The sequence below is a fragment of the Nitratireductor alexandrii genome, from assembly GCF_004000215.1.
GTDB lineage: Bacteria > Pseudomonadota > Alphaproteobacteria > Rhizobiales > Rhizobiaceae > Mangrovimarina > Mangrovimarina alexandrii.
In genome coordinates this window covers 430,801-443,851 of sequence record NZ_RBVY01000002.1, presented here as the reverse complement: position 1 = coordinate 443,851, position 13,051 = coordinate 430,801, and the positions used below count along the sequence as shown (strand labels likewise).

General features: G+C 64.5%; 18 protein-coding genes. 8 read left to right on the top strand and 10 right to left on the bottom strand.

Features of this window, described 5'->3' with window-relative positions:
* Nucleotides 1-7 precede the first annotated feature (7 nt).
* Nucleotides 8-625 carry a leucyl/phenylalanyl-tRNA--protein transferase gene (aat, locus tag EP380_RS05870; RefSeq protein ID WP_127597325.1) on the top strand — a complete coding sequence of 206 codons (618 nt, stop codon included), beginning with the start codon at nucleotides 8-10 and terminating at the stop codon, nucleotides 623-625.
* Between the two features lie 19 nt (nucleotides 626-644).
* Here aat and EP380_RS05865 read toward each other — a convergent pair whose 3' ends face one another.
* Together EP380_RS05865 and EP380_RS05860 are read right to left on the bottom strand one after the other, a co-directional pair.
* Nucleotides 645-1,046, bottom strand: a complete 402-nt coding sequence (locus EP380_RS05865; protein ID WP_106569782.1) for a DUF2155 domain-containing protein — start codon at nucleotides 1,044-1,046, stop codon at nucleotides 645-647.
* Between the two features lie 140 nt (nucleotides 1,047-1,186).
* The gene (locus tag EP380_RS05860) at nucleotides 1,187-1,585 is read right to left on the bottom strand and encodes an NADH:ubiquinone oxidoreductase subunit NDUFA12 (protein WP_127597323.1); all 399 of its coding nucleotides are present in this window, start codon (nucleotides 1,583-1,585) and stop codon (nucleotides 1,187-1,189) included.
* Nucleotides 1,586-1,822: 237 nt separating this feature from the next.
* Here EP380_RS05860 and EP380_RS05855 point away from each other — a divergent pair, with 237 nt between their 5' ends.
* On the top strand, nucleotides 1,823-2,266 hold the full coding sequence (locus tag EP380_RS05855) for a hypothetical protein (RefSeq protein WP_127597320.1): 444 nt from the start codon (nucleotides 1,823-1,825) through the stop codon (nucleotides 2,264-2,266).
* A 35-nt stretch (nucleotides 2,267-2,301) separates the two neighbouring features.
* On the top strand, nucleotides 2,302-3,297 hold the full coding sequence (locus tag EP380_RS05850; RefSeq protein ID WP_238719745.1) for a DMT family transporter: 996 nt from the start codon (nucleotides 2,302-2,304) through the stop codon (nucleotides 3,295-3,297).
* A 21-nt stretch (nucleotides 3,298-3,318) separates the two neighbouring features.
* On the opposite strand, the gene EP380_RS05845 is transcribed toward EP380_RS05850, so the two are convergent.
* Nucleotides 3,319-3,810: a GNAT family N-acetyltransferase gene (locus EP380_RS05845; RefSeq protein ID WP_127597318.1), complete on the bottom strand. Its 492-nt coding sequence runs from the start codon at nucleotides 3,808-3,810 to the stop codon at nucleotides 3,319-3,321.
* 2 nt (nucleotides 3,811-3,812) lie between these two features.
* Nucleotides 3,813-5,312 carry an Asp-tRNA(Asn)/Glu-tRNA(Gln) amidotransferase subunit GatB gene (gene gatB / locus EP380_RS05840; protein ID WP_127597316.1) on the bottom strand — a complete coding sequence of 500 codons (1,500 nt, stop codon included), beginning with the start codon at nucleotides 5,310-5,312 and terminating at the stop codon, nucleotides 3,813-3,815.
* Nucleotides 5,313-5,525: 213 nt separating this feature from the next.
* Here gatB and EP380_RS05835 point away from each other — a divergent pair, with 213 nt between their 5' ends.
* Nucleotides 5,526-5,786, top strand: coding sequence for a DUF6455 family protein (locus tag EP380_RS05835; RefSeq protein ID WP_106569787.1), 261 nt, complete (start codon nucleotides 5,526-5,528; stop codon nucleotides 5,784-5,786).
* Between the two features lie 62 nt (nucleotides 5,787-5,848).
* On the opposite strand, the gene EP380_RS05830 is transcribed toward EP380_RS05835, so the two are convergent.
* Nucleotides 5,849-6,280 (bottom strand): CBS domain-containing protein, encoded by a 432-nt coding sequence (locus EP380_RS05830; RefSeq protein WP_106569788.1) that lies wholly within the window; start codon nucleotides 6,278-6,280, stop codon nucleotides 5,849-5,851.
* 102 nt (nucleotides 6,281-6,382) lie between these two features.
* Nucleotides 6,383-7,120 (bottom strand): rhomboid family intramembrane serine protease, encoded by a 738-nt coding sequence (locus EP380_RS05825; RefSeq protein ID WP_238719744.1) that lies wholly within the window; start codon nucleotides 7,118-7,120, stop codon nucleotides 6,383-6,385.
* Between the two features lie 373 nt (nucleotides 7,121-7,493).
* Between EP380_RS05825 and EP380_RS05820 the strand changes: the two genes are divergently transcribed.
* The 3 genes from EP380_RS05820 (at nucleotide 7,494) to EP380_RS05810 (ending at nucleotide 9,879) form a co-directional block, all read left to right on the top strand.
* Nucleotides 7,494-8,126, top strand: a complete 633-nt coding sequence (locus EP380_RS05820) for a PAS domain-containing protein (protein ID WP_127597312.1) — start codon at nucleotides 7,494-7,496, stop codon at nucleotides 8,124-8,126.
* A gap of 104 nt (nucleotides 8,127-8,230) precedes the next feature.
* Nucleotides 8,231-8,851 (top strand): PilZ domain-containing protein, encoded by a 621-nt coding sequence (locus tag EP380_RS05815; RefSeq protein ID WP_106569791.1) that lies wholly within the window; start codon nucleotides 8,231-8,233, stop codon nucleotides 8,849-8,851.
* 425 nt (nucleotides 8,852-9,276) lie between these two features.
* Nucleotides 9,277-9,879, top strand: a complete 603-nt coding sequence (locus EP380_RS05810; RefSeq protein WP_420845845.1) for a transglutaminase-like cysteine peptidase — start codon at nucleotides 9,277-9,279, stop codon at nucleotides 9,877-9,879.
* 126 nt (nucleotides 9,880-10,005) lie between these two features.
* On the opposite strand, the gene EP380_RS05805 is transcribed toward EP380_RS05810, so the two are convergent.
* Both EP380_RS05805 and EP380_RS05800 read right to left on the bottom strand, forming a co-directional pair.
* Nucleotides 10,006-10,533, bottom strand: coding sequence for a gamma carbonic anhydrase family protein (locus EP380_RS05805; protein WP_106569793.1), 528 nt, complete (start codon nucleotides 10,531-10,533; stop codon nucleotides 10,006-10,008).
* A gap of 30 nt (nucleotides 10,534-10,563) precedes the next feature.
* The gene (locus EP380_RS05800; protein ID WP_127597307.1) at nucleotides 10,564-10,890 is read right to left on the bottom strand and encodes a DUF6949 family protein; all 327 of its coding nucleotides are present in this window, start codon (nucleotides 10,888-10,890) and stop codon (nucleotides 10,564-10,566) included.
* 109 nt (nucleotides 10,891-10,999) lie between these two features.
* Between EP380_RS05800 and EP380_RS05795 the strand changes: the two genes are divergently transcribed.
* The gene (locus tag EP380_RS05795; RefSeq protein WP_420845842.1) at nucleotides 11,000-11,773 is read left to right on the top strand and encodes a hypothetical protein; all 774 of its coding nucleotides are present in this window, start codon (nucleotides 11,000-11,002) and stop codon (nucleotides 11,771-11,773) included.
* Between the two features lie 9 nt (nucleotides 11,774-11,782).
* Here EP380_RS05795 and EP380_RS05790 read toward each other — a convergent pair whose 3' ends face one another.
* Together EP380_RS05790 and cysE are read right to left on the bottom strand one after the other, a co-directional pair.
* Nucleotides 11,783-11,989: a DUF3126 family protein gene (locus EP380_RS05790; RefSeq protein ID WP_106569795.1), complete on the bottom strand. Its 207-nt coding sequence runs from the start codon at nucleotides 11,987-11,989 to the stop codon at nucleotides 11,783-11,785.
* A gap of 132 nt (nucleotides 11,990-12,121) precedes the next feature.
* Nucleotides 12,122-12,943, bottom strand: a complete 822-nt coding sequence (cysE, locus tag EP380_RS05785; protein WP_106569796.1) for a serine O-acetyltransferase — start codon at nucleotides 12,941-12,943, stop codon at nucleotides 12,122-12,124.
* Nucleotides 12,944-13,051 lie beyond the last annotated feature (108 nt).

Genomic DNA, 13,051 nt, shown 5'->3' with positions numbered 1-13,051 from the left:
GCGTGACATGACGAGGCCGTTCGCGCCAGGAGACCGCATACCGCCGGACTTGTTGCTCAAGGCCTATGCCAACGGTGTGTTTCCCATGGGCGAGAGCGCCGACGACCCGGAAGTGTTCTGGGTCCGTCCGGAAACGCGCGGCATCATTCCGCTCGACGGCTTCCACATCCCCAAGAGCCTGCGCAAGACCGTGCGCCAGGCCCCGTTCGAGATCCTTTTCGACCGCGATTTCGACGCCGTTTTGGACGGATGCGCGGAAGCCCGCTCGGGGCGCATGAGCACCTGGATCAACGCGCCGATCCGCACAGCCTATCGCGAACTCTTCGCGCGCGGCCATTGCCACACCGTCGAGGCCTGGCGGGACGGGCGCCTGGTGGGCGGTCTTTACGGGGTGACGCTCGGGCGCGCCTTTTTCGGCGAGAGCATGTTTTCGCGCGAGCGCGACGCCTCCAAGGTCTGTCTCGTCCACCTGGTCGAGCGCTTGCGCGCGCGCGGGTTCGTGCTTTTGGACACGCAGTTCACCACGGCGCATCTCAAGCGCTTCGGCGCCGTCGACATGCCGCGACGGCGCTATGAAAGCCTGCTTGCCGAGGCCACCACCGGTCACGCGGTGTTTTATCCGTAGGCTCCCTACGCGCGAAAAGTCAGTCGGCGCGCGCTTCGGGCGCGGGCACCTTGGAGTCCTGCTTGCACGATTTCAGCCACACGTCATAGACGGCGTGCTCGACCGCGTTGAGGCCCGGGCTTTCGGCGAACATCCAGCCGGTGAAGATGCGGCGGATCTTGCGGTCGAGCGTGATCTCGTCGACCTCGACGAAGGAATCGGTCTTCGCCTCCTCGGTGTCGGGGCTGGAATAACACACGCGCGGAGTCACCTGCAGCGCGCCGAACTGGACCGTCTCGTCGACATAGACGTCGAAGGTGATGATGCGGCCGGTGATCTTGTCGATGCCGGTGAATTCGGCGACCGGGTTGGTGATTCGTTCAGCCGAGGCAGAGCCTACCGCCAGCCCGATGGCGGCCGCGACAATCAGGCACCGGGACATCAAGACACGAGCGGTTTTGCGCATTTTTTCCAATCCTACCCGCGGGGGAGCCGAATGCCGGTTCGGACCTCACCATCCCTGCCCTACCCCGCTAAAGCGGCATTGTGGCAAAAATGACAAGGCGCCGTTTCTCCCGCGTTTCAGCTTCCCGGCGTCCAGGCGTCGTAGTCGCCGGTCACCGCCGGACGCTTTCCGGGCGACAGCAGCGAGCCCTGCGGCCGGTAGGCCTGCGCGGTTCCCGTCATGTTGGGCACATGCGGCTTTTGCCAGTCGCGCGGGGTGTAGTCTTCTTTCGAGGGCGGCGTGTCGATGCGGTGGTGCATCCAGCCGTGCCAGCCCGAAGGAATGCGCGAGGCTTCCGCAAGCCCGTCATAGATCACCCAGCGGCGGGTGCGGCCTTCCGAGTCCGTGCCGCCCTGATAATAGCAGTTGCCGAATTCGTCCTCGCCGACAAGCGTGCCCTTGCGCCAGGTGTGAAACCGCGTGCCCAGCGTTTGCCCGTTCCACCAGGTAAAAAACTGCAGCAGAAAATTCTTCATGGACAGCCTCGCGCGCGCATGTGCGCCTTATGCCGCCGCAGTGTCGCGAAAGCAAGAGGCCGCGCGGGCTTTGCCGCGACGAGGAGCGCGGTTCCGCATGGCCGCAATCAGCCGCCGGCCGGGGACGGGTTGCGCCGACCGGTTTATTTTAGACTTCTAACAGGCGGCACCGCGCGCTAGGCTCGCGCCGCTCGCCTGCGCGACGTTCAGGCTCCCGGTTGCCGAAAGGACCACCGCATGCCCGCCTTGCCGAAACCAGCGATCGCATTCGTGGCCGCGCTTTGCCTCACCGGCCTTTTGCCCGCCGGTCCTGCACGGGCCGACGCCGGCACCGGCGGCATCGCCTTCGTGCAGGCGCCGGAACAATCCTCGGGCGTGTGCGCGGCCGGCAATCCCGACAAAGGCTTCGCGTGTGCACGGGAAAAATGTGCCGAGGGCGGGGCGGCGGCCGGCGACTGCCTGCGGATCGCCTGGTGCTATCCGGCCGGATGGAGCGTGGACGTGTTCATGCAGCATCGCGAAGGCCCGCACTGGCATGACTATAGTTGCGGCTGGGTGAGCCGGGATGCCGCGCTCGCCGCGGCGAAGGTGAAATGCGACCCGGCCTTCGCCGACACTCTGATCGAGTGCACGCCAGTCAGGCTGTGGAACCCGGAAGGCGTGGAGCAGCCGGTCGAATGAGGATGCCATATCGGCCAAAAAGCGGACCGTCCTTCGTGAAGACGGGTCTGCAGCCGACGCCGGCCGCCGGCGGCGCGGTTACCTCCAACATGGTCGGGATTCTGTGCGCCATGGGCGCGGCGACCGCCTTTTCGCTCAACGACGTGGTGATCAAATATCTGTCCGGCGACTACCCGCTGCACCAGATCACCTTCTTGCGCAGCCTGATCGGCATCACCGTCACGCTGGCGGTGTTCGTGCCGCTCGACGGCTCCTATCGCGACCTGCGCACTGACCGGCTCGGTTTCCATCTGATGCGCGGTATGATCGTGGTATGCGCCAACATGACCTTTTACGCCGCGCTGGCGACATTGCCGCTCGGCGAGGCAACCGCGATCTATTTCGTCGGCCCTTTGTTCATAACCGCGTTGTCGGTGGTTCTTCTGGGCGAAACGGTCGGGCCGCGGCGCTGGTTTGCGGTTCTGGTCGGGCTCGCCGGCGTTCTGATCGTGATCCGCCCCGGCGGCAGCGCCTTCCAATACGCCGCCTTCCTGCCGCTGATCGCCGCCTTCGGCTATTCGCTGTTCCAGATCACCACCCGCAAGCTCGGCCTGGCGGCGAAGGCCTCGACGATGTCGTTTTACATCAACCTCGTCTTCATCGGCTTCTCCGGCATGGTTGGGCTGGTTTTCGGCGACGGTCGCTACAGCGGCACCGGCAACGCCAACCTGGAATTCCTACTGCGCGCCTGGACCTGGCCGCCGGCCGGCGACTTCGTGCTCCTGGGGGCGATCGGCGTAGTCGGCTCGACGGGCGGTTATCTCGTCAGCCAAGCCTATCGCCAGTCGCAGGCCGGCCTAATCGCGCCGTTCGAGTATATCGCCCTGCCGCTGGCGATTTTCTGGAGCATCATGATCTGGGGCGACTGGCCCGACGCGGTCGCCTGGCTCGGCATCGCGCTGATCGCGGCAGCCGGGTTCTACGTGCTCTATCGCGAGGCCGCGCTCGGCCGGCGCATCCGCTGGAAGACGCCGTTCCGGCGCGAGCGATAGAACCGGGGCTCGCAACCGCGCTCAGGCGAGCGCGCGTGCGTAGACCAGGGCGGGAATGCCCGATCCCTCCTTGCCGCAATGCTGCGTCCGTCCCACAAGCGAGAAGCCGTGCGCCTGGTAAAAGGCGATCGCGGGAAAATTGGCCGCCTCGACCTCCAGAACGAGGCGCCGGGCTTGCGGAAAGCTCGCGACGATTTCGTCCAAAAGCATGCCGCCGATGCCCCTGCCCTGCATGGCCGGCAGGACGTAGAGCTGGTGAAGCGTGACAACCCGGCCGTCGTCGTCCGCGCTGGCGAAAGCCACACCGCCGAGCGATTGGCCGTCATCGGCAAGGATGAATTCGGACCGCGGCTGCGTCAGCCGCCCCCGGAGGGCAGCCGGAGAATGCCAGTCCTCGGTGATTTCGGTGACGCGGTCGACACCGTAGATCGGGTCGTAAGTGGCGTGCCAGGTCTCCACCAGCAGCGCGCGCACGGCCGCAAGATCGCGCGCGCTCGCCGTGCGCACGAACATGGTCAGTCGAGCCCGAGCCGGGCCTTGACCAGCGCGTTGACCGCCTGCGGATTGGCCTTGCCGCCGGTCGCCTTCATCACCTGGCCAACGAACCAGCCGGCCAGGGTCGGCTTGGCCTTGGCCTGTTCGACCTTGTCGGGATTGGCGGCGATCACCTCGTCGACCGCCTTTTCGATCGCACCGGTGTCGGTGACCTGCTTCATGCCGCGCGTTTCGACCAGTTCGCGCGGGTCGCCACCCTCGTTCCAGACGATCTCAAACAGATCCTTGGCGATCTTGCCGGAGATCGTGCCTTCCTTGATGAGGTCGATGATCGCGCCGAGTTGATCCGGGGAAACCGGAGTCTCTTCAATCTCCTGGCCGGCTTTGTTCAAGGCGCCCATCAAGTCGTTAATGACCCAGTTCGCCGCCATCTTGCCGTCACGACCGGCCGCGACCTTCTCGAAATAGTCGGCTGCCGCCTTTTCGGCGACCAAGACCGAGGCGTCATAGGCCGACAGGCCGAGATCGCGCACGAAACGCTCTTTCTTTTCATCCGGCAGTTCCGGCAGACCGGCGGCGAGCGCGTCGACATAGGCCTGGTCGAACTCGAGCGGCAACAGGTCCGGATCGGGGAAATAACGATAGTCGTGCGCTTCCTCCTTGGAGCGCATCGACCGGGTCTCGCCCTTGCCGGGATCGAACAGCCGGGTCTCCTGGTCGATCGTGCCGCCATCCTCCAGAATGGCGATTTGGCGACGCGCCTCGTATTCGACCGCCTGGCCGAGAAAACGGATCGAATTGACGTTCTTGATCTCGCAGCGCGTGCCGAATGGCGCGCCGGGCCGGCGCACGGACACGTTGACGTCGGCGCGCAGCGATCCCTCGTCCATATTGCCGTCGCACGTGCCCAGATAACGCATGATCGAGCGCAGCTTGGTCACATAGGCCTTGGCCTCGTCGGGGGAGCGCATGTCGGGCTTGGAGACAATCTCCATCAGCGCCACGCCGGAACGGTTGAGATCGACGTAGGACATGGTGGGATGCTGGTCGTGCATCGACTTGCCTGCATCCTGCTCCAGATGCAAGCGCTCGATGCCGACCTCGATATCCTCGAATTCGCCCTTGCGGTCGGGGCCGACCGAAACGCTGACCTTGCCCTCGCCAACGATCGGCTGCTGGAACTGGGAGATCTGGTAGCCCTGCGGCAGATCCGGATAAAAATAGTTCTTGCGGTCAAAAACCGACTTCAGATTGATCTGCGCCTTCAAACCGAGGCCGGTGCGCACGGCCTGGGCCACGCATTCCTCGTTGATGACGGGAAGCATGCCGGGCATGGCCGCGTCGACCAGGCTGACATTGGCGTTGGGCGCGGCCCCGAACGCGGTCGAGGCGCCCGAAAACAGTTTGGCGCGCGAGGTGACCTGCGCATGGACTTCGAGGCCGATGATGACCTCCCAGTCGCCGGTAGCTCCGGCAATCAGCCTTTTGGGGTCTGGCGTGCGCGTGTCGATGATGGTCATGATGCGGATTTGCTCGTTGGATCGATTGCAGGTTCGCTAGACCAAAGGCGGGCGCGAGGCAAGGTTTTGTCGGCCCCTCCAGCCGCAAGGCCGATCCTTCGCCGGTACCCAAAACCCCGCTGGCGGCCACGGGCCGGTTTGATCGAAGTCAAGGCGCGGCGATCCGGACGATCCTATCGTGAGGAGACAGGGACGAGGACAGGAGCCGCACCAATGAGCGCTTTCGGTTTCATCGACAGGATCGCCGCCAGGGCCGACCTGATGGAAAAGATGATCGACACGCTGGGCGTGCGCGACGGCATCCTGGAGATGCCGGACGAGGCGTCGGTGATGCGCAATGCGGCGCTGCGGTGCCTGTCCTGCCGTCATGGCGCGGAATGCGGCTCATGGCTGGAGACCAGCCCGACCCATGAGCGCGCACCGTCCTACTGTCGCAACCGTGAGCTGTTCGATTTCGTCGCCGACGAGGCCTGACAGCGCCGCCACACAGTTTTTCCACTGCTTGAAATGCCGGTCAGCGCACGGACCGCGTGGGCTCAGGCGGTGGCGATGTAGTTGCGGATCTCCTCGGCCTCGTGCTCGATTTCCTCGATTCGGCGCTTGACCACATCGCCGATGGAAATGATGCCGGCCAACTTGCCGTCGCGTTCGACCGGCAGGTGACGGAAACGTCCCTGGGTCATGATGCCCATGACCTCGTTGACGCTGTTGTCCTCGCGGCAGACCATCACCTTGGCCGTCATCGCCTTGGACACGGGCTTGCCCAACGCCTCGACGCCGTCCGCGGCCAGCATGCGCACGATATCGCGTTCCGACAGGATACCGGCGATCCTGCCATCCCCGCGGGTCACCACGACCGCGCCGATCTTCTTCTGCGCCAACAGCGCTATCGCCTGGTCGACGGTGCTGTCGGGCGAAATGACGACGACGTCGCCGCCCTTGTCCGCGAGAATGGTCCTGACCAGCATGGCGTCCTCCTAGGCTGCATAACGGGAACTCCCCGCAGGGCGACCGGCCCTTGGCTAGGCATGGTGCTACCGGATTTCGGCCAATGCAAGCCTGTCGGCGGCTCAAAATCCGCGCGGCGAGCGGGAACGGTCGAACGGCCGAATGGCGAAGAAGCCGACCAAAAATCCGCCAATATGGGCTTCCCAGGCGATGACGGCCGAAGAACCGGGCACACCGCTCAACAGACCGGTCGCCAGATTGATCGCCATCCACACGCCCAGGAAGGTGACGACCGCGCGCCGGCGCAGCACGGCGCGGAACGGCAGAACGGGTCCGGCGAATCGCGATTGTCCGGGCACGCTGCGGTCGATCTGGAAACCGAAGCGGGCCGCGGCCCCCATCATGCCTGAGATCGCCCCGGACGCGCCGACCAGCGGGACCGCGCTTTCGGGGTAGACCAGATAATGCAGGCCGGCGGCGGCCAGCGCCGTCGCCGCCCAGAACAAGACAAAGCGCAGCGCGCCGATCCGGTTGGCGAGCGGCGAACCGAAGGCGGCAAGCCAGATCATGTTGATGGCCAGGTGGGCCACGCCGCCATGCAGCAGCGAATAGGTCAGCGGGCTGGTGACGGCGTAAATGTCGAGCGCGTAGTCGCCCGAATAGCGCAGCGGAATGAAAGCGGCGCGCAAAAGAACCGCGATGTCCTGTGTCGGCGAAATCGCGTAGCTGCGCAGGAGATGAAGCAGCGCGCACAGCGCGATGAAGGCGAGCACGACACCTGGTATATTGAAGGCCGGCTCGCCGCCCGGTGGCGGCGGCGACCAAGCCTGCCTGTTGCCATGATCGGATTGTGCCGTCACCCTTGATCCAACCATGCTGATTCGCTTGCCGGCGACTTCGCCCGCTTCGGTGCGACAACGCAAGTCATGGTTAAAAAAAGCCGCCCAGAGTTGCCCCTGGACGGCTGGTCGAGCCCCTGCCCGAAAATCTGGAGATCGGAGCCGCCTGGCCGGATTTGCCAATAAAGCCAAGCGCTTCGTGCTGTCCCTCCTTCATGCCATGCCAGTGCCAGGCCGGCAACCGAAACTCTTTGTTAACCTTAACGCGACGCCTCCGTGAACAACCCGGCTTAGCGCTGGCACGCATCCTGCTCCGTCCTCCATGTATCGGCGGCGGGAGGCTCCCGTTGTTCGGTGATGAGACACCTCAACGAGCAAAACGAAACGGGGACGCATGAAACTCGACGGGACAATCGCACTTTTCCAATATTGGGACAGGCTCCGAAACGGGCGTCCCGCGCCGCGCCGCGCCGAGATCGAGCCGGCCGACATCAAATCGATGCTGGCCGACACCTTCATTCTGGAGCAGGACAGCCGCGGCGCGGCCGTGTTCCGCCTCGCCGGCACCCGTCTATGCGCCGCCTATGGCCGCGAATTGAAGGGATTTGCCTTTTCCTCGTTGTGGGCGGCGCGCGACCAAAGCCTGGCTGCGCGGCTGGCGGCCGGCGCACTGCGCGAGAAATCGGTGTCGGTGACCAATTTCGAGGGCATCACGCAGCAGGGCCGAAGCTGCGGTTTCGAACTGCTTTTGTTGCCGCTGGAGGGCGGCGTCGACAGCCCGCGCTCGCTGGGTAGTCTGGCCCCCGTCGAAAAACCCTACTGGCTGGGCAACGATCCGATCCTGGAAAGCCGGATCGATTCCATGCGCATCGTCGACCCCGACCGCGAACCGCTGTTTTTGAAGAACGGGCCCGCGATCACGGTGCCGTCGCTCGTGCCGTCGGCTGGGACGCTGTCGAGCGGCCAGGGCGCCAAACGCCGCCGTTTCAAGCATCTGGTCGTTATCGAGGGCGGTCGCGACAAATAGGAGCGAGGTCGCGGCCCGGCCTTTCCCATGTCCGCGCGCAGCTTACCGCTTGTTAACCGTTCACAACCTATGAAGGTAACGTCCATTCGCGGGCCGAGGATAATATGACGTCACTGGCGATCGATTCAGCGCCGTCACAGGCCGAGAGGCGCCACTTTCAAAGAGTGCGCGTCAAGGTCTACGGACGCTATATGCTGGAGGATCGCACCGAGCATCCCTGCCAGGTCATCGACATGTCTCCGGGCAATGCGCTTTTGCGTTGCGACCGGGTGGGCGCGCTCGGCGAACGCGTGATCGCCTATCTCGATCATATCGGCCGGATCGAAGGCGTTATCACCCGCCTGCAGAGCGACGGTTTCGCCATCACCCTGATCGCGTCGGAGCGCAAGCGCGACAAACTTGCCGCGCAGCTCACCTGGCTCGCCAACAAGCACGAACTGGACCTGCCGGAAGACCGCCGCCACGAACGCATCACGCCGCGCAATCCGATCAGCACCGTGCGGCTCGGCGACGGGCGCGAATATCAGTGCCGGATTGTCGACCTCTCGCTTTCCGGCGCCGCCGTCGAGATCGACGTGCGCCCCGCCCTGGGCACGGCGGTTACGCTGGGCACGATGCGCGGGCGCGTGGTGCGCCATTTCGAAGACGGTATCGCGGTCGAATTCGCCGTGCTGCAGCGCGAGGAATCGCTGCAGGCTGAGTTCAGCCGACCTTCCCAGAACTGAGCCTCGCCGGCCACGGTCGACGCGGACGCGATACGAGCCGCACAACACCGGCGCCGACGAAACGCGAGCGGCAACAATCGCCCTTCGCGCAGCGCTCACGCGCCGAATCGGCCATCTCACATCGGCACATCGGTACGCGTCCTGTCCGCCCGTGGGCATGACCCGCCGGCTTTGCCCCTTTTTATCCACCACCCCGCGCGGCGCGGCCCGGTCGGAGCACCGGCACCTTTGCCGCCTCGAACAACCGGAGTAATTTTAACAAAATTAGGCGCAGATTCGCCTCAATTTTCCTCTTAATTTTATTCTTATTTGCTTCTTGATTTATTCTTGTTGTCTCAGTGATTTACTTAATTTGCACTTCGCACCTTTGCGTCAAATAAATTCGACCGTGCCATTGTCTTGTCAAACGGGGAGACAAGGCAATGATCAATACGGGACGATCCTTTCTTCTGGCGGCCGGCGTCGCCTCGATGGTTGTGGCGGCCGGCCATGCGCACGGCGCAAATCCGTTCATGCTGACGGGCGCGCGCACCACGCAGCCGGTCGGGCATTACGAGTTGTGCAAGCGCATGCCTTCGGAGTGCGATCCCGGCCAAGCCGCCTCGCGACCGGTCGAGCTCACCCGCAAATTGTGGAAAACGATGCTCGAGATCAATCACGCGGTCAATGTGGCCGTCACGCCCAAGACCGACTACGAGATCTGGGGGCGCGAAGAGGTGTGGTCCTATCCGCAAGGGGTCGGCGACTGCGAAGACTATGTGCTGGAGAAGCGGCGGCTGCTGATCGAGGCCGGGGTTCCGTCGGGCAATCTGCTGATCACGGTGGTGCGCCAGCCCAACGGCGACGGTCACGCGGTGTTGACGGTCAACACCAGCTACGGCGACTTCATCCTGGACAATCTCCAGCCCCGCGTCCTGGCATGGACAGACACGGATTACCGCTACTTGAAACGACAATCCACGCGCAATGCCGGCGCCTGGGTGGGCATCGAGGACGGCCGCAGCGTCGCCGTCGGCAGCGTGCGCTAGGTCGCGTCTTTTCGAGGTCAGGGATACCCGGTCGAGTCCCCACCCTCCCCGTCCCCAACGACCGGGTCAAAGGAGCCGGCCCGTGTCCCCGGGCCGGCTCCGCCTTTTGCGGGCCGGGCGGCCACCTCAGGCGGGGGCGAGCCCCTTCATGAACCGGCGGCCGTTTTCGACATAGTGGACGGCCGACCACTTCAACAGTTCCACCGCCTTGTCGTCCAGTTCGCGCACGGCCTTGGCCGGTGAGCCGACGATCAGGCTGTTGTCGGGAAAGCTCTTGCCCTCGGTCACCAGCGCACCGGCGCCGACCAGACAGTTGGCGCCGATCCGGGCACCGTTGAGCACGATCGCGCCCATGCCGACCAGACTGTTGTCGCCAATGGTGCAGCCATGCAGCATGGCACGGTGACCGATCGTACAGCCCAGTCCGACCGTCAACGGAAAGCCGATATCGGTGTGCATGACGGTGTGTTCCTGCACGTTGGAGCCGGCTCCGATCACAATCGGCTCATTGTCGCCACGCAGCACGGCGCCGAACCAGATGCCGGCATTCTCGCCGAGCCGCACCCGGCCGACCAGGGTCGCGTCAGGCGCGATCCAGTTGGTCGTGCGATCGTCGAATTCGGGCTCGAGGCCGTCCAGAGCGTAGATGGGCACGATGACTGCTCCTGTCGGTTTGTCGCGCCGTCAGGAAAACAACGCCGCGGCGTGGAATGCAAGCTCGGCAACGATCGTGCCGGTGGCCGCGACCCAGATCGCCGCAAGCGCCGTGCCGGCCACCGCGGCGCCGGCCTGCCGACGCCCCTCGCCGACGGCACACAACACCTCGTTGACGAGCATGAACGGACCGGCAAGCGCCGTCAGACACAGCGACCGCGCGAGATGGTGCGGCGACACGAACGGATCGCGTAGGCCGAGACGGCGTCCCGCCCACACTTCCATCAGCGATCCCGCCAGCCCGGCAAGGGTCAGGCCGCAGCCGAACACAAAAGCCACCGTCGCAATCAGCGCCATGTTTACCGTCCCTTTACCATGAAACCGCAAGGTCTCTAACGACTTTGCAAGTTCCATGCCGCACCGCGCGTGCCATCAGGGCACAACAGGCCGGAAAAGGGAGTTCGACGTGCACAGCAGCGATACCGCCGATTCGCAGTCCAGCGGAGCGATCGACGAGCGTTTCATGCTGCGTGTGTTTGCCGGTTTCGCCCTGATGGCGCTCGCCGCAGTGGGGATCAGCGCCGGCGGCAAACTGCTCGGTCGCTCGATCGTACTCGCGGGGCACACCGAAAACACGACGCCGCACGAGATCGTCATCGGCAACGACGTGCTGGTTGTCCCTGCCAATGCGATCCGGTTCGAGCGCGAGCGCCGCGACGGGGTCGCGCCGAACCTGCATCTCTATCTGCGCTGGCCGGATATGAGCGGCTACCGGGCGGCGGCGCGCGAGGATTTCAACCATGCAGGCGGCCGACGCTCGATCCTGTTCTTGTCGTTCGAACCGCGGATGATGTCGCGCGACATGAGCGGGCGCTACGACCCGATCTACAGCGCCTTGATCGAGACGACGGCAAGGCCCGGCCCGGGCGGCCTGCGCGTTCACGCCTTCAGCGACAAATCAGGCTATGCCAACGAATTGCTTCTGGTCGGCCCGCGCAACGGCGGCGCACCGTTCGTGGCGCGATGCCTGTCCGGCCCGGTTGCGTCCGAACTTCTGGCCGAATGCGAGCGCGACATTTTCGTGGGAAAAGAGTTAAGCCTGACCTACCGCTTTCCGGTCGAACTTCTGGCCGACTGGCGCAGGCTCGACGCGGCGGTGCGCGGCTATGCAGGCACCGTGGTCAAGAGCGCCGCCGACGAGGCGAGCGCCTCGCGGCAACGTTTCGGGCGTGCCGGCTGAACGCAGCCGCTACAGGTCAATGTCGAGGATCGCCATCGAGAAATTGTAGGACAATTCGCCCTCGTCCTCGTCGCGATAGATGATGCCCAGAAACTCGTCCTCGAGATAGAGCTCGCACGAATCGTCCTTGCGCGGCCGCGCCTTCACCTGAAGCTGGGGATTGCTGAAGGTGCGCTTGAAATAGGCGTCGAGCTTCCTGATCTCATCGGGTTTCAACCGGCGTCTCCTGATGCATTGGCGGGGTCTGAAAGAGCTTGATGAAGCCCGCATGTGGCATGGGCGTCGTCGCCCTGTAAACCCTGAATGTCGTCCGTCCCACGCCGGCGCAGCAGTCAAAGCCGCACGCCGTCAGCCCTTTTCGGACAGGAGCTGGTCCATGGCGCGCGACGGCTCGGCACAGCCGGCCTCGCCGACGATGCGCGCCGGGACGCCGGCAACCGTCTTGTTGTTGGGCACCGAGGCCAGCACCACGGAGCCCGACGCCACCTTGGTGCAATGGCCGATCTCGATATTGCCGAGCACCTTGGCGCCGGCGCCAAGCAGCACGCCGTGCCGGATCTTCGGGTGGCGGTCGCCGCCGGCCTTGCCGGTGCCGCCGAGCGTGACCCCGTGCAGGATCGAGACATTGTCCTCCACCACCGCGGTTTCGCCGATCACCAGCCCGGTGGCGTGATCGATGAAGATGCCCTTGCCGATGCGCGCGGCGGGATTGATATCGGTCTGGAAGACCGAGGACGAGCGGCTTTGCAGATAAAGCGCGAAATCGCGCCGTCCCCTGTTGAACAGCCAGTGGGCGAGCCGATGCGTCTGCAGGGCGTGAAATCCCTTGAAATAGAGGACCGGCTCGACAAAGCGCTGGCAGGCCGGATCCCGGTCGTAATAGGCTTGGATGTCGACGCGCACGACCGCGCTCCATTCGGGGTCGGCATTGCGCATTTCGCGAAATGCCTGGCCGATCAGGGCCGCGTCCAGATCGTCATGGTCGAGCCTTTCGGCGACGCGATGGATGACGGCATCCTCGAGGGTTTCCTGGTTCAACACGGTGGAATAGACGAAGGCCGCCAGCAGCGGGTCGTGCTCGACGGCGTCGAGCGCTTCCTGGCGGATCGATTCCCAGATCGGGTCCACCGGCCGGATATCGCTTGCGCGGGCGGGGTTGCGTGCCGTCATCATTTCGCTCCCTGAGCCAGGACGTCCATCGGCTTGCGGTGGAAGAGAACATACGTCAGAACGCCCCGACGTAGAACATCAATTTCCTCAACCCTCGTTCAATTGGAT